This window comes from Paenibacillus sepulcri (genome assembly GCF_042647105.1).
GTDB classification, from domain to species: domain Bacteria; phylum Bacillota; class Bacilli; order Paenibacillales; family Paenibacillaceae; genus Paenibacillus_Z; species Paenibacillus_Z sepulcri.
In genome coordinates this window covers 2,383,126-2,399,317 of the sequence record NZ_JBHRUP010000001.1, presented here as the reverse complement: position 1 = coordinate 2,399,317, position 16,192 = coordinate 2,383,126, and the positions used below count along the sequence as shown (strand labels likewise).

Genomic DNA, 16,192 nt, shown 5'->3' with positions numbered 1-16,192 from the left:
CAGTACAAAGTGGGAGAGTGCTAAAGATGAAACTGGCTGTTATTGGTACCGGTTATGTTGGGCTTGTATCTGGTGTGTGTTTCTCGGATTTGGGCAATGATGTTACATGCGTGGACAAATTGAGCGAGAAGATCGAACTGCTGCAGCGGGGAGAAGTTCCGATTTATGAGCCGGGACTCAAGGAGCTGATCGAGAAGAATACCGAAGCAGGAAGGCTGCGCTTCACGACAGATCTGACCGCAGCGGTACAACATGCCGATATCGTCATTCTGGCGGTCGGTACGCCATCGCTTCCAAACGGGGAAGCCAATCTGACTTATATTATGGGAGCGGCGAGGGAAATTGCGCTATCCATTAACGGCCCCAAGGTCATCATGACCAAAAGTACGGTACCTGTGGGCACCAATGAAAAGATTGAAAATGAGTTCAGACAGTTCTCGCTTCATCCGGTCTCCATCGCATCCGTACCCGAATTTCTCAGAGAAGGATCGGCAGTACGGGATACGATGAATCCGGACCGCATTATTATTGGCACAACAAGCGATAAAGCGCGTCAAATGATCGAGGAGCTGCACAGGCCTCTGACGGATCAAATCCTGTTCACGGATGTCAGAAGCGCGGAAATGATTAAATACGCCTCCAATGCCTTTCTGGCGACCAAAATATCGTTCATTAATGAGATCGCCAATATTTGCGAGAAGGTCGGAGCCGACGTTACGCTGGTTGCCGAGGGTATGGGACATGACAAAAGGATCGGCTCCTCTTTCCTGAAAGCGGGCATCGGTTACGGGGGCTCCTGTTTCCCGAAAGATACACAGGCACTGATCCAGATTGCCGGACATGTCGACTATGAATTCAAATTGTTGAAATCGGTTGTTGAGGTGAACCGTGACCAGCGGTTTAATGTCATCCGCAAACTGGAAACCATTCTGGATGATCTGAGCGGGAAGACAATTGCCATATGGGGCCTCGCGTTCAAGCCGGAGACAGACGACGTAAGAGACTCGCCGGCATTTGAGATTATCACTTCTCTGCTGCAGCGCGGTGCGGTTGTCAAGGCGTATGATCCGATCGCGACAGATAATTTCCGGCAGAATCTTGAGCACGCCAAGGTGAAGTACTGCCATTCAGCCAAAGACGCAGCTCAAAATGCCGATGCACTATGTGTTCTGACGGAATGGAAAGAGTTCCGCAATATCTCGCCGACAGAGATTCAGGCATGGCTCGCAAGGCCGAACCTGATCGACGGCCGCAACATATATACGGAAGAGGAACTGGAGAATACGGGGCTGGTTTATTATTCTGTAGGGCGGCCGAACATGAACAACGGCGTAAAAGAACAAACGCCGCAGCTGTCTTTTTAATAGCTGCCGTTCGTCGGCAATATTCCAATGTTTTTTAATTTCTTTTTGACTAAAGTTTTAGTAAAAAGAGGATTTATGCTGTAATCATAGTTACAAAATGTATCATTTAGTGTATAATTGAAACATTAAGTAGCAAAACGCTCTATGGGGGGATCAACTTGATCAACAATCGTGGTAATAATCTTATATTTTTACTATGTACTCCCCGGAGCGGCAGCTCGCTGGCAACCGTGATGCTGCAAAACCACAGCAAGGTATTTGCAACCCAGGAGATGTGGTTCCTGATGGGACTCAGCGATTTGCAGGTGGCTGCGCATCGCCCCTATGGAGGCAATGGAATTATCAAGCAGTTCTATCATGGCATTCTTCCGAAACAGACGTTCGAGAATGCAAGCCGGGCTTTCTCTCTCCAAGTCTATAACGGATTGCTGCAAAGCAGCGGAGCAGAGATGCTGATCGATAAATCGCCAAGGTATTATTACAATCTTGAATTTATCGATTCGTTATTCCCGCAATCCAAGAGGATCTGGCTGATCCGCAATCCATTGTCCATTATCTCTTCCTATAAAAAAGTGAATAAGCATGTCAATGACCGCTTCAACCTGAAGGAAGATCTGCTGAATCCGGGTTTCAACATTAAAATGACAGATATCACTGTGGGTTTGTTCCGATATTTGGATTACTTCTCCGTCAAAAGCAAATATGCCTACCATCTGCGTTACGAAGAAATGGTCAAGCGGCCGCAGGCGGAATTGCAAAAGCTTTGCAGCTTCCTCGGCTTGTCGTATGAAGAGGGCCTTGAGAAATACGGCGATTTTCAGGACACGGCAAAATCGGATTTGTATTACAGCATGGGGGTAGGCGATCCATTCGTCACTCATCATAATGAGCCGCATCTGGATTCCCTGCACAGCTGGAAAGAAATTTTGGATAAAGAAGAAATTGAAATGTACTGCCGGGCGATCGGGGCGAAAATATTCCACGATCTTGGCTATACCGAGGAGCTGGAGGAAGCGCAGCGGATCACCGGTACAACATTTCAACTGGAGCCTGATGCGGCACTGCTTCAGCTGCGCAGGAAGCAGCTCATTGACGCGTCCGGCTGCAGCTGGTCGGACGGGTATCAGCTGAGAAGCGATTACACGGACGCCGCCGACAGCGCTGCAAGTGAAATGACCCTGCCGGAGCTGCAGCAGAGTGTCAATTCGCAGCAGCTGCAGCTGCAAATTACTCTTCGTTCCCTGGAAAGGCGATTGGAAAAAAGCTATCTGGAGCAAAGACGTCTGCAATCCCAGCTGGAAGCAACCAAGCAAAAGATAAAACGGGTGAAATCGATGATTCCATTCGGAAATCAATTGTCTCATCTGGCCTCGACCTATTTGATCGGCGGTAAAAAAAGATGAGTGCAATCGCTGGGATTGTGTCTCACAATAATGATCATTTCAAGGCAGATGAGATTCATCATCTCATGGAATCGCTTGAGCGCTATCCCGCTGATGATACGCGTATTTGGCAGGAAGGCGCTGTTTCGCTTGGCTGCCTTGCCCAGTGGGTGACGCCCGAATCCGTGCATGAACGCTTGCCCTTCTATGATCCGGAGAGCAGGCTGGCGATAACGGCGGACGCTGTTCTGGATAACCGCAATGAGCTGCTCAGCAGGCTGCGCGTCGGGATTTCCCATAAGGAGCTGTTAACCGACAGCGATCTCATTTTGCTTGCTTACCGCAAATGGGGAATGGAGGCTCCCGGCTATCTGATCGGCGATTTCACCTTTATGATCTGGGATGAAGCGAACCGGCTCCTGTTCGGGGCAAGAGATTTATTCGGCAACCGGACGCTTTATTTTGATCAGAATCAGGAGCGGTTCGCATTCTGTACGACGATCGGCCCTCTGCAGACGCTGCCGGGAACGTCGAAGGAATTGAACCGGATGTGGCTGGCCGAATTTCTGTCCATTCCGGTCATGATCGAATCAACCGACACGTCGTCAACCCTGTATAAGGGAATCCGGCAGCTGCCGCCTGCCCATACCCTTACGGTGAAGAACGGTCAGATTGCCCTGTCGCGTTACGGAAGCGTAATGCCCGCCGAGCCGCTTATCCTGAAATCGGATGAGGAATACGAAGAAGCGTTTCGTGAAGTGTTCGAATCGTCCATCCAATCGGGCATCCGCTCGTACGGCCAGGTTGGCGCCAAGCTCAGCGGGGGCCTTGATTCGGGAACGATCGCAAGCTTCGCTTCAAGCGCGCTCGCCAGGGAAAATAAAGCTTTGCACACGTACAGCTACGTGCCCGTATCGGATTTTGAGGATTGGACGACTCGCGGCAGAGTTGCAGACGAGCGGGAATATATTCAGGCAACGGTGGAGCATGTAGGAAATATTAAGAGCCACTATCTGGATTTTCCCGGAAGAAGTCCGATTTCGGAGGTGGACGACTGGCTGGAGCTTCTCGAGATGCCCTACAAATATTTCGAGAACACCTTCTGGATCAGAGGCATTTATGAATCTGCTGCGAAGCAGGGGGTCCGAATGCTCCTGACCGGGGCTAGAGGCAACCAGACCATCTCCTGGGGACCTGCGATTCAGTATTACACCATGCTGCTGAAAAGAATGCGATGGCTGCAGTTCTACCGGGAACTGCATATGTTCAGCCAGCGCAGGGGAATCGGGCGATCCTATCTGATGCGTCTGATCGGGAAGCAGGCGAGGCCTTTCGTGGCGGAACAATCGGTTGCCACAGGAGAGTCTGAGCTTCCCCGCATGATCAATCCCGAATTTGCCCGGCAAACGAAAGTGGTGGATAGGCTCCTGGAGCATGATGAAGCGCTCAGCGGTTTTCTGAAAAGAGACTACAATGAAGCGCGGCGAAGCCATCTGGAGAGTCTGATGATTGCCAATTTGCGGGGGACGAAAGGCACCAAGCTTTCGCTGAAATACTCAATCTGGGAGAAGGATCCGACCTGCGACCCGAGAGTGGTCCGTTTCTGCCTGTCGGTGCCGATTGACCAATATGTCAAGAACGGCATGGACCGCGCGCTGATCCGCAGAGCGACCAAAGGCCTTCTGCCGGATAAGGTCCGCTTGAATCAGCGGGTGCGGGGGGTTCAGGGCGCGGATTGGGTCCACCGCATGATCCCGGTATGGAAGCCTTTCAAGGAAGAGGTTCAGCAGCTGTGCGGCAGTCCTCTTGCAGCGGAATTTTTGAATGTGGATGCGATCCGGACGGCGCTTGCCAAGATTGGCGACAGCCCCAGGCCGGACGAAGCCTTCGATCCGGATATCCGACTTCTGATGCGAAGCGTGATTGTCAACCGGTTTCTCAGCCGGCTGTAGCTGTGCAAGGGATGGGAGAGGGGGTGATGGCATTGGAAAACCATGTGAAGAAATCATGGCAGGAACCAAGTCTTGAAGTCCTTGAAGTGAAGCTGACGATGGAAGGCAAGGGTACAAAAATAATCGATATCGTTACCCCGTCCGACAGCGACATCTACGATCCTTCCTAAGGAAAAACATCCCATGGCCCTTATTCTTGCCGTCCATGGACTAAGGGCCCCTTGTTGACATACGCGTGAAAGTATAGGATTTATTCCAGCCTTGAAGGGTGATGATCATGGTTACAGCCGAGAAGACGATCTATACAGCCTTCGGTATGCGGTTAACCAGTGAAATCCCGCTGCCTGAGTTGATCCGTTCCACGAATCGGACAGAAAACATCGATGTTGAAATTGTACAAGGCGATTTGTCCTTTATATGGAATGAGGGTCGAGCCATGGATCGCCATTTCTGTATCTTCGAGGATGGGCGTGTGCTTTTCTACATTCCGGGCACGGCTGTCTACAGCATTCAAGAAGGCCGCAAAGTGGTTGTATCTCCTATGCCTGATGCGGATCAGAAAAAGATACGCGTCTATTTGCTGGGATCCTGCATGGGAGCGCTGCTGTTCCAACGGAATCTGCTGCCTCTGCATGGGAGCGCAGTGGTCATAGAAGGCAAGGCATACGCTTTTGTAGGCGATTCAGGAGCTGGCAAATCAACGCTGGCTGCCGCCTTTCTCAGCCAAGGCTATCCGCTGCTGACAGATGATGTCATAGCAGTCTCGTTGGCCGAGGCAAGCGGACCGACCGTTATTCCGGCTTATCCGCAGCAGAAATTATGGCAGGAAAGCATCGACCAGCTGGGAATGGAATCCAGCGGATTCGTGCCGCTTTATGAGGAAGTGACCAAGTTTGCGGTACCGGTTGCCGCCAAATTTTATGCGGAACCTGTACCATTGGGCGGTGTATTTGAACTTGTGAAGACAGAAGGCGCAACCTGGGATATTCAGCCCGTTAAGATGCTGAACCGCCTCCCCTTGCTGCTGCTTCATACATACCGCAGTTATTTCATCTCGCTTCTGCATTTGGAGCAATGGCATTTTGCAGGCACGGCAAGCATCGCCAAGCATTGTGAAGTCTTCCAGCTGCGCCGACCTACAGCCGGGTTTACCGCTCATGAATTGGCATCTCATATTATTCAGCTTGTCAGCCGCAAGTTGGAATTCGCCAATGACATTTAACCTGACTGCGGCGTAAGATCAAAGGAGCATTTGTTATGAATAAAACATCCAAGCTGGATTTAAGTGTATTTTCAAAAGAATTCATGCTTATGCTTTCATTCGCCGGTGCTGATCCCGATCCGGAGCTGCAGGAAAGCCTGCTCCAAAATGCCGGACCTGTGGATTGGGAGAAATTCATCCAATTGGTGAGGCATCATCGTGTGTATCCGACTGTTTATCTTCAGACCAAAAGGATGGATAGGCAGTGGCTTCCTGCCGAGGTTGTGGATGCGCTGCAGCATGACTATACCGGCAATGTATTCAAAATGCTTCATTTGACAGCTGAAATGAATAAGGTTTGCGCCCTGTTCCATGAGGAGCATGTCCGCTCCCTGATGCTGAAAGGACCGGTTTTATCGGAAATCCTTTATGGCGATCTCTCTCTTCGGACCTGCAAGGATCTGGATATTCTTGTGCCGCTGCAGGATGTGGAGAAGGCCGAACAGCTTTTGCTTCAAAGCGGGTTCGTTCTGGACAGCGATGAAGTGCGGGTTCTCAGTGACTGGAAGTGGAGAGTTCATCATATCTCCTATACCCATCCGGATAGCAAAATCCAGATCGAGCTGCACTGGAGATTGAATCCCGACAAGGGAAAGGAACCTTCCTTTGATGAATTGTGGGAACGAAGAAGAGCGAGCTCTCAGGCCGGACCCTTTGCTTACACATTAGGTAATGAAGATCTGTTTTTCTTTCTTGCCCTGCATGGCGCGCGTCACGGCTGGTTCCGACTGCGCTGGCTGGCAGACATCGATCATATGGTCCGGCAAGAGCTGGATTGGTCCAATGTCCTCCGTATTATGATGAGACATGATTCCATACAAGTGGGAGGACAGGCACTTCTATTAGCTGCAGAGCTGTTCCACACGCCGATTACGATGGAGATGAAGCCCCTCACGGCCGGTCTGCATTCAAGCAGGCTCGCACAGGGAGCAATAGTTTTTATGAAGGATATGATTACATTGTCCCCGGTCCCCAAAGATCTGGACATTTATTACCGGAAATATTTGTTCTCCTTAAGATCCATGCCGCAAAAATGGTATTTGATTGTCAGTCTGATGTATCCCAACAACCGGGATCTTGAAACCTTGCCTTTGCCCAAACAGCTGCATCTGCTCTATTTCCCCTTGCGGCCGTTCCTGTGGTGCTGGCGAAGGATGAGACAGCAGACGTCGCCATAAGAAGCGAGGCTCGCTCCACTCACCCAACCTGAATCGCAGCATTGGAAGATCAATCAGGCTTTATTAAGGCCAATCAAGAGCCGCTCCTGTCAAGACTGGAGGAAAGTCTGATTTCACTTATAGAATCACATCCCAAATAGAGAGCGACCATCAGCCGCATGCAAACGGATAAATCGCTAATGAAAGGAGGTGATAACATGGAACAACAAGTGAAGAATGTCTGGGAACAACCAACCCTGGAAACATTGCAAGTGAGCAGAACGCTCGAGGGTAAAGGTTCGAAGTACATCGACTCCGTATCTCCAAGTGACCTTGATATTACCGATACGCCTCCGGTCTCTTAATTCGTACTTAACTGCAAGGCCAAGTCCCCTATACCTTTGTGTATAGGGGCATTTTTTCATGCTTATTTGCTTGTACGCAAATAAAAGAGCGCCGGATTGTTGATCGGGCGCTCTTTTATTTGGCTGTAAGGACCACTGTTTGATTTATTTCAAGATATTGGATGCGAAATTAACGAATTTGTTTCGCATATCTTCTTCAATAACTGTACTGCCATAAATCAGCTTGCCTATGTTGGTTGTATTGCCTTGTATAATATGTCCGCCTCCCGCATAGGAAACGTAGATGCCGGCGTTCGGTCCACCTTTACGGGGATCCATCGCGTTGTTTTTGAAAATAATGATGTTATGGCTAGGCAGCTGTTTGCTGTTGGGATCTCCCAACCTTAGAGCGATGTTATATCGGTTATTCGTGGCTGTATTCTGTGTAATATTGCAGTATCTGGAATCATTTTTAATATCGATGCCATAGTAAAAGCCTGTCACCGTATTTCCTTTAATCATACTATACTTTTCCGCTTCCAGCGTTATTCCTTGCTGATCGCTCTTGCCAGCACGATTCTCGGAAACCGTATTATTGGAAACTGTATTGTATTCTCCTCCGCCATATAGCGAAAGATGGCCGTCACCGGAATTGCTTATTGTATTGGAGCTGATGATGGAGTTCTTGGATCGAATACTGATAATGCCGGAACCTTTGTTATATTCAGTCACGACATGCCTGACTGTGCTTTTGTTTGACTTGTATAAATTGACGCCTTGCGAGAAATTTTTCATGGTCATATTTTCAATCAAACAATCTTCGCTTTCTTGGACGAGTACGGCAATTCTGGATGCATAAGAGCCATCCGTTGGCAGTGCGTCCCCTGTAAATCTTCCACCCTTCAAGTGCACATCAGATGTTTCAAATATCCAGAAAACCCCGTATGCATCATTTGTTTTTGTTCTGAATATGACGTCATTCATTATGATTGTAATAGGTTTGCTGATCTTCAGAGCGGAGTAACTTTTCCCGTAATCCGTATAGACCACATGCTCCGGATTTTTATTTATATAATAAACTCCCGGCGGTATTACGATTTTGCCTCCGCTTGGTGCCTGGTCGATCATTCTTTGAATCTTAGGGGTATCGTTTCTGACAGGTTCTGCTGATGCTGCTAGATTCGAATCATTCGCAGACGGATTAGTATGGAGGGGAGGGGACGTCAGGTTGGTGCCGAGTGAGTTAGCGATAAGTGGCATGCAGACGATAGCAAGCAGGAAAAGATATAAAAGAGCTGCTTTTCTTTTTGCCTGAAGCACCCTCCTTTCTAATACAATTGAGTCAGGGAGAGTATTTATGACAACGGCGGGAAACCCGGAAAGTAGATTGATCCTCATTAAGAAGCGATTACTTTTCAAATTCGCTAACCTCCAATAAATTAGATGACTTGTCCATTACATAAAATAAACGTTATTATCCACCATCAATAATGGACGTATTCCGCTTTTTTGGTATCATCTCCTTCCATATTCTATTGATGGATAAACAAACACTACATAAATAAAGATACATTATGTATCATTATTTGTAAATCACCAGAACATTATAAAATAATTTGTCGAATTTAAACACAACTGCCCATCCGGATTGACGTGATACTAATTGTAACATATAATCATTATGATACTAATTGTATCATTTTTAAAGTCCAGAAGAAATTAGGATAAAACCATTCAGAGTTAAAAATATACTTATATAGGAGTTGAGATTATGTTTCAACGATTGTCATGCAGGGTTGAGGAAAACTTTTCCATGAAAACAATTACGACAATGGCTGTAGGGGGGGCATGCAAGTATTATATCGTACCCCAGAACATTGAAGAACTTCAACTGGCAACGAAGATAAGCAGGGACCGGGGCATGCGCCTGCTAGTGATGGGCAACGGTTCGAATATTATTGTCGACGACGAAGGGTTTGACGGTGTTGTGCTGCATATCGGCAAACGGCTTGGCCAGATGAGAATTGAGCAAGACTGCCTCTATGCAGAGGCTGGAGTCACTTTGCCTAACATAGCCTTTACAATGGCCAAGGAGGGCATCAAAGGCTTTGAATTTATGGTGAGCATCCCTGGCACTGTCGGAGGAGCTGTTATGATGAATGCCGGCAGTTCCGGTAGGGAGTTGTCTGACGTTCTGCAATCCGTTACCTATTTGGATGATGAGGGGAATTGTCTGACCAAAACGGCGGAGGAATGCCAACTGTCTTTCCGGTCCAGCGGATTTACAGGAACCAATTCCATTATCTTAAGCGCCAAGTTTAATATCGAATATGAAACAGACCGAAGCAATCTGCTGCTTGCTACCAGAGAAATCGCAAATGTGAGAAAAAAGAAATTTCCGATGAATGTTGCAACCGTTGGAAGTACTTTCAAAAGCCCGGCAAACGGCCCGCATCCCGGGAAATGCATCGAGGCAGTAGGCTTAAAAGGGCATCGGATCGGAGATGTGGAAATCAGTCCTGTACACGGCAACTGGATCATTAATCTGGGCAATGCCAGATCGCAAGATGTAAAGAGCCTAATCGCTATCATGAAAGATACGGTTGCCGGCCAATTAGGAATCGAGATGGAACGGGAAGTCATTTTTGTATAGCGCTTAGAGCCGCTCCGGTTTAAATAAGCCAAGAAGATTGTCTTGAAATACTGTCGCAAGTTCAGGGACATGTCTCTTGTCTAGAGATGATGTCCCTTCTCTCTTTCATAATCCCTATAACCGAACATGTACAGGTTGAAAGATGCCATCAAAGGTTCAAAGGAACATGATTCATGATTCTTTTGATGCATTTTCATAATCGCTGTAAAAAATAAGGCGATACATGTCGATTATAACTACATCAAGAACTACTATCTGGGGGTTATGATTATGCAGTCGACCATTGAGAGGCATCTTGTGATTTACGATGGAGGGGGGGATAACGTGAGCAATAAAGCGCGATTATGGTCCATGCGCTGGTATATTGCTTTTATCGTAGTGTGTGCAGCAAGCCTCAGCGCTTATATGTACTTGTCAAACCCTGCGAATCCAGTCCTTCAGAATGTGGCTACATGGAATGTGAAGACTGATTTTAATGCCAAAGGTGATGGTATTCATGATGACACGAATGCAATCCAGGCAGCGATAGATGATGCGGGTAAAGGAGATACCATCGTCATTCCTCCAGGCACCTATAAGGTGAGCAAAAATATTGCAAACAAGGCTGTGACGGATTATGGAGTCAGCTATTCTGCCTTAAAAATAACAAAACCTGTGACAATCGTTATGGAAGGTGCGACCTTTCAGACTAAAACTCAAAATGAGTACGGTGTTTTCTGGATCTACAAGACCAATGATGTAGCGCTGAAAGGCGGGATTTTAAAAGGAGATACGCTGCCTACATCCGGCATTTATACATCGAGAGTAGGTGTGCTGGTCCAAGAATGTGATCACTGCTCTATCGAAAACATGTCCCTCACGAACTTCTCGCAGGGAATCAATGTCTATAAATCGGAATACAGTACAGTAAGAAATGTGACTACTGAGTTTAATAAGGGGTCGGGAATCATTAACCTCGCATCCAAATACTCCTTAATCGATTCCTGTACAATCCGAAATTCAGGTGACGGCCATTTGTCGCTGTTTGGCGGGGGGGCTAATAATACCGTCATTAACTCTACGATTGAAGAAAACAGGCCAGGAGTGTTAAATCAACAAGGAATTACACTCGAAAAGGAAAAAGAGACGTTGATTAAAAATAATGTGGTTACGGGTTTTTATTACGGAATTGATATTAAGAACGGATCGGACTCCAATTCAATCGAAAGTAATACGGTATACAACAATCAATATAATATTACCATTCGTGCCGGAGATCCGGGCTCAAATGGCCGGGCAATCAGCAACAATATTAAAATCATTAAAAATATGGCAGTCAATTCCCGCAAAGGCGCTAATACGGCAGGCATCTACATTATGGTGGGAAGCGGACATCAGATTCAAGAAAACACGGTGGACGAGGGGACCTTGATAATAGCCGGCGGCTTACAGCTGAAGAATAATCTGGAGTTTAATAAAAACAAATATGTCGACAATATATTTGTGAAAAAAAGTAAATAATAAAATTGTTTTATGGAAATAGCCTTCAATGAGGGGTTGTCCAAAGTCATGAAAATGACATTGGACAGCCTCTTTATTTTTTATGACAAAGAACCAACAATGAGAATTAAAATTAGGGGGTTACAATTCGTATCTAATTAGGTATAATAGATACAATTAGTAGCAATATGTTTTTCATACAATAAGTGAGTTATAGGAATCTTCCAGTAAAGGTGAGGCTAAATGATTTCGACTACGGAGAAGAGAACCGTCTACAAAGCTTTTGGTCTGACGATATCCAGTGAAATTCCGCTGCCGGAATTAATACCGTTGAGCGGACAGGAGCAGCCGGAGATTGAAATTGTGATCGGGGATCTGTCGAAGGACTGGGAGCAGGCAGGACCTCATACCAGCTATTATGCCGTTGTGGACAAACAGGTGTTGTTTCATATTCCCCATACCGTTATTTTTGCCGTTCAAGAAGGAAAGCGGATTATTGTATCCCCTTTTCCGGATGCGCCCTTTAACATGATTCGTCTTTATCTGCTCGGCACCTGCATGGGGGCGCTGCTGATGCAGCGTCATATTCTGCCGCTTCATGGCAGCGCCGTCGTTATCGAAGGGAAGGCCTATGCTTTTATAGGGGAATCGGGAGCGGGCAAATCGACGCTGGCAGCGGCATTTGTCAGCCAAGGGTATGAGCTGCTGAGCGATGATGTGATCGCGGTATCCATATCGGAGGATACAGGCACTGCTTCAGTCATTCCTTCCTATCCCCAGCAGAAGCTGTGGCAGGAAAGCATCGAGAACCTCGGCATGGAAGCCAGGAAATACACTTCGCTTCATTATGAAGCAGACAAATATGCCGTTCCCGTTTCTTCCCGGTTTTGTGCCGATTCCATTCCGCTTGCAGGTGTGTTCGAACTGCTGCCGGTGGACGAGGAGCGGTCATCGATCCAGCCTGTCGTGAAGCTCGAACGGTACGCCATTCTCAATTTGCATACATACCGGAATTTTCTTGTTCCCTTGCTGGGCTTGATGCCGTGGCATTTTGATGTATCGTGCGGCATCATCAGGCAGGCCGGGATGTACAGGCTGCACCGCTCTGCATCGCCATCGGCCGGATTCAGCGCACAGGAACTGGTTTCCTCCATTACAAATATGATTGAAAAAAGGAGCAGATGAGCATGGATCAATCAACCGCAATCTTGAATAAGCGTTATTCCCAGGTGGAAGGCAATCTGGCCAGCGATATGGACGGAGAGAAAGTGATGATGAGCGTCAAAACGGGCAAATATTATAATCTGGGTCAAGTAGGCGGAAGGATTTGGGACATTATCGGGACTCCGACCGCAGGTACGGACATCATTGCGATATTGACGGCTGAATACGATATTGAAGAATCGGAATGTCAAAGACAGGTGCTTGCCTTTCTGGAGCAGCTGCGCGGAGAGGATTTGATTCGCGTCGAGGAAGAGTCTGGCGCCAAAATCTGATGGGAGAGGATCATCAACCTTGTGGAGAATAGCGAAGAAGTTTCTTTCCATGCGTCCGGAGCTGAGGATGCTGCTGCTGGAGGCTTTCTTTTATTTAGGTTGGGCACGCATTCTGAAGGCGCTGCCCTTTTCCAGACTTGCCCCCTCCCTCGGCAAGCAGATGGAGGAGACAACCTACACCCGCATACGATCCAACGAACCTCTGCTGGCTGATGTGGCCCGGGCGATCCATATGGTCAGCCGTCACACCTTCTGGGAGAGCAAATGCCTGGTCATGGCCATAGCGGGGATGAAAATGCTGGGGCGGCGGCAGATTGAAAGTACGCTCTACATGGGAACAGCAAGGGATGCTTCCGGAAAAATGATCGCCCATGCCTGGCTCAGAAGCGGCGCGATTTATCTGACAGGCGCGGATGAAATCAAGAAGTATACTGTTGTGGCTATATTTGGAAAACAGTTTCAGCAATCAGAGCATAGCCAAAGCCGTATATGGAGTGGTGGTGATTAAATGAAGGAGCTCCTTTTTTATGTCAAAAGGCTTCGCGATTATGCCGGGAAAAAACTGTACATCAATTTGATCAGCTCCGTCATTATCAGCTGCCTGGAAGGCGTTGGCATCTATCTATTGATTCCCATGCTCAGCCTGATCGGCGTATTTAGCGGCGGCACCGGCAGCATTCCGTTTATTTCCGGTTTTTTTGACTTTATCCGCTGGATTCCGGAGAAGTGGAATTTGCTTGTTATTTTGTCGGTTTATGCGGTGCTGATCATCGGCCAGGCTGTTATGCAGAAATATCAATCCATTCGGAGCAGCGAGATTCAGCAGGGCTTCATTCGTCTCCTGAGACTGGATATTTATCAAGCCTTGCTTGAATCCAGATGGAGCTTTTTTGTGAAGAAAAGAAGATCTGACTTCAATCATGTGCTCACCTCGGAGCTTGCGCGAGTCAGTCAGGGCACGGTGCAAACGATGATGCTGCTGACTTCGCTGATTTTTACAGTGATCCAAATTGCCTTTGCCTTCTGGCTCTCCGCGAAGCTGACCGCTCTGGTCATGATCTGCGGCATCGGCTTTGTGCTGTTTTCCCGGAGATTCGTCAAAGGCGCGAAGGTGCTGGGGGACCGGACATCGGAATTATCGCAAAGCTACTTCGCCGGCGTTGCCGATCATTTTAACGGGATCAAGGACATCAAGAGCAATATGCTGGAGAAAACCAATTTGAACTGGTTCCGCGCCTTATGCGGGCGGATGGAGCAAAATATTGTGCAGTTTGTCCGGATGCAATCCAACAGCCAGCTGCTCTACAGAGCGTCATCGGCAGTATTAATCGTATTGTTTATTTTTCTTTCCTTTGAGGTTTTGCATGTCAGAGCGGAGCAGCTGATGCTGATCATTCTGATTTTTTCCCGCTTATGGCCAAGGTTCACGACAATCCAGGCGAATCTGGAGCAAATCGTATCGACCCTTCCGGCCTTCAAGGGCTTGACGGATCTGCAGCGCGAATGCAGGGAGTTCCAGGAGATGGCGCTTGCGGAACGCGACGCGCAGATACGCCCATTTTCCATCAAAGAGGGAATCAGCTGCCGTCAGGTATATTTCCGGTACGATTCCAGTCATTCGGATTATGCGCTTGAAAATATTAATTTGCATATTCCAGCCAACAGCACAACCGCCATTGTAGGCAAATCCGGTGCGGGAAAAAGCACATTGATCGATATTTTGATCGGCCTGTTTCAACCGGAGAAGGGTCAGGTCGTGATTGACGGCGTACCGCTGACGGCAGATAATCTCTTCTCTTACAGAAGCTCGGTAAGCTATGTATCGCAGGACCCTTTCCTGTTCAATGCCAGCATCCGGGAGAACTTGATCATGGTGGAGCCTGATGCGAGCGAGGAGCGGATCTGGGATGCCTTGAGATTCTCGGCATCGGACGAGTTCGTAAGCCGGCTGCCCCAGGGACTGGATACGGTTATCGGCGACCGCGGCATTCGTCTCTCCGGCGGAGAGAGGCAGCGTATTGTCCTGGCAAGGGCCATACTGCGCAGACCGGCCATCCTGGTGCTGGATGAAGCGACAAGCGCACTGGACAATGAGAACGAGGCGAAGATTCAGGGCGCATTGGACCGGCTGAAGGGGAACATGACCATCATTGTCATCGCGCACAGGCTGTCGACCATCCGCAACGCGGATCAGGTGATTGTACTGGAGCAAGGCGGGATCATCCAGCAGGGAGCCTATCAGCAGCTGTCTAATGAAACGAAGGGCACATTCGGCAGATTGCTGGCGTACCAGACGTCGGGCCAATAGTTTAGGAAATCCGAAAGCCCGCAAATAAATACGGCTGCATCGCCGCTTAGTCACCGGGCTTCCAGAGTGCGCCCGCGCCAAAAGCTGCAAAAAACAAGAACTCCCCGCAATTATTGCGGGGAGTTCGCTGCTTGCCCGGTTGTAAAGTAGTTTCTGTCGCGGAGATGCTCCACCAGCTGCCGGGTCGATTCCTCGATCGTTAAGTGCTCGGTGTCTATAACGATATGCGGGTTTTCCGGAATATCATAAGCGGCGCTTATACCCGTGAAGTTGGGGATCTGGCCGTCTCTTGCTTTTCGGTACAATCCTTTGGGATCTCTGCGCTCACATTCCTCCAGAGAGCATTTCACATATATCTCCAGAAAAGCCTCCGGCTCAAACATCTCCCGAACCGTCTGCCTGTCCTTCTCGCTTGGTGAAATGAATGCGGCTATGATGAACATGCCGGCATCTACGAACAGCTTGGATACCTCGCCAATTCTGCGGATATTCTCTTTGCGGTCCTCCTGGGAGAACCCAAGATCCCGGTTAATGCCATGTCGGATATTGTCGCCGTCCAGAACATAGGAATTGACATTTTCTGCGAACAAGGCCTTTTCCAGGGCGAAAGCCAATGTGGACTTGCCCGATCCCGACAAGCCCGTGAACCATAATGCGCAGCTCTTATGCCCGTTTCGGGTGTAGCGGTCCTGTCTGTTCAGGTTGGAATTATGCCAGGTAATATGATTGCTTTTTGGTTCCATCTCGTTAATTCCTCCTGATTATGCCGGAAATTCCAACAATGAATAATTAAGGC

At 48.2% G+C, this 16,192-nt stretch carries 15 protein-coding genes; 13 read left to right on the top strand and 2 right to left on the bottom strand.

Features of this window, described 5'->3' with window-relative positions; genetic code table 11:
* The first annotated feature begins 26 nt into the window (after positions 1 to 26).
* The 7 genes from ACFOLF_RS10625 to ACFOLF_RS10595 all read left to right on the top strand — a co-directional run bounded on the left by ACFOLF_RS10625 (position 27) and on the right by ACFOLF_RS10595 (position 7,481).
* Complete coding sequence (locus ACFOLF_RS10625) at positions 27 to 1,364, top strand: UDP-glucose dehydrogenase family protein (protein WP_210038267.1); 1,338 nt, start codon at positions 27 to 29, stop codon at positions 1,362 to 1,364.
* Positions 1,365 to 1,522: 158 nt separating this feature from the next.
* Positions 1,523 to 2,767, top strand: a complete 1,245-nt coding sequence (locus tag ACFOLF_RS10620; RefSeq protein WP_210038268.1) for a sulfotransferase family protein — start codon at positions 1,523 to 1,525, stop codon at positions 2,765 to 2,767.
* On the top strand, positions 2,764 to 4,698 hold the full coding sequence (locus ACFOLF_RS10615; protein WP_210038269.1) for an asparagine synthase-related protein: 1,935 nt from the start codon (positions 2,764 to 2,766) through the stop codon (positions 4,696 to 4,698). Before ACFOLF_RS10620 ends, ACFOLF_RS10615 begins: the two co-directional genes overlap by 4 nt.
* Before the next feature lie 26 nt (positions 4,699 to 4,724).
* On the top strand, positions 4,725 to 4,868 hold the full coding sequence (locus ACFOLF_RS10610) for a paeninodin family lasso peptide (RefSeq protein WP_210038270.1): 144 nt from the start codon (positions 4,725 to 4,727) through the stop codon (positions 4,866 to 4,868).
* Between the two features lie 104 nt (positions 4,869 to 4,972).
* Positions 4,973 to 5,920 (top strand): aldolase, encoded by a 948-nt coding sequence (locus ACFOLF_RS10605; RefSeq protein ID WP_210038544.1) that lies wholly within the window; start codon positions 4,973 to 4,975, stop codon positions 5,918 to 5,920.
* Positions 5,921 to 5,955: 35 nt separating this feature from the next.
* Complete coding sequence (locus ACFOLF_RS10600; RefSeq protein ID WP_210038271.1) at positions 5,956 to 7,137, top strand: nucleotidyltransferase domain-containing protein; 1,182 nt, start codon at positions 5,956 to 5,958, stop codon at positions 7,135 to 7,137.
* Positions 7,138 to 7,334: 197 nt separating this feature from the next.
* On the top strand, positions 7,335 to 7,481 hold the full coding sequence (locus ACFOLF_RS10595; RefSeq protein ID WP_210038272.1) for a paeninodin family lasso peptide: 147 nt from the start codon (positions 7,335 to 7,337) through the stop codon (positions 7,479 to 7,481).
* Between the two features lie 144 nt (positions 7,482 to 7,625).
* On the opposite strand, the gene ACFOLF_RS10590 is transcribed toward ACFOLF_RS10595, so the two are convergent.
* Entirely contained in the window at positions 7,626 to 8,879 is a 1,254-nt protein-coding gene (locus ACFOLF_RS10590; protein ID WP_210038273.1) for a right-handed parallel beta-helix repeat-containing protein, read from the bottom strand.
* 352 nt (positions 8,880 to 9,231) lie between these two features.
* Between ACFOLF_RS10590 and murB the strand changes: the two genes are divergently transcribed.
* The 6 genes from murB to ACFOLF_RS10560 all read left to right on the top strand — a co-directional run bounded on the left by murB (position 9,232) and on the right by ACFOLF_RS10560 (position 15,396).
* Positions 9,232 to 10,113, top strand: coding sequence for a UDP-N-acetylmuramate dehydrogenase (gene murB / locus ACFOLF_RS10585; protein ID WP_210038274.1), 882 nt, complete (start codon positions 9,232 to 9,234; stop codon positions 10,111 to 10,113).
* Between the two features lie 324 nt (positions 10,114 to 10,437).
* Positions 10,438 to 11,613, top strand: a complete 1,176-nt coding sequence (locus ACFOLF_RS10580) for a right-handed parallel beta-helix repeat-containing protein (protein WP_379113935.1) — start codon at positions 10,438 to 10,440, stop codon at positions 11,611 to 11,613.
* Positions 11,614 to 11,835: 222 nt separating this feature from the next.
* On the top strand, positions 11,836 to 12,777 hold the full coding sequence (locus ACFOLF_RS10575) for an aldolase (RefSeq protein ID WP_210038275.1): 942 nt from the start codon (positions 11,836 to 11,838) through the stop codon (positions 12,775 to 12,777).
* A 2-nt stretch (positions 12,778 to 12,779) separates the two neighbouring features.
* Complete coding sequence (locus tag ACFOLF_RS10570) at positions 12,780 to 13,088, top strand: lasso peptide biosynthesis PqqD family chaperone (protein WP_210038276.1); 309 nt, start codon at positions 12,780 to 12,782, stop codon at positions 13,086 to 13,088.
* Between the two features lie 49 nt (positions 13,089 to 13,137).
* Positions 13,138 to 13,596 (top strand): lasso peptide biosynthesis B2 protein, encoded by a 459-nt coding sequence (locus ACFOLF_RS10565; protein ID WP_210038546.1) that lies wholly within the window; start codon positions 13,138 to 13,140, stop codon positions 13,594 to 13,596.
* Positions 13,597 to 15,396: an ABC transporter ATP-binding protein gene (locus tag ACFOLF_RS10560; RefSeq protein WP_210038277.1), complete on the top strand. Its 1,800-nt coding sequence runs from the start codon at positions 13,597 to 13,599 to the stop codon at positions 15,394 to 15,396.
* 110 nt (positions 15,397 to 15,506) lie between these two features.
* On the opposite strand, the gene cysC is transcribed toward ACFOLF_RS10560, so the two are convergent.
* Positions 15,507 to 16,139, bottom strand: coding sequence for an adenylyl-sulfate kinase (cysC, locus tag ACFOLF_RS10555; protein WP_210038278.1), 633 nt, complete (start codon positions 16,137 to 16,139; stop codon positions 15,507 to 15,509).
* Positions 16,140 to 16,192: the final 53 nt, after the last annotated feature.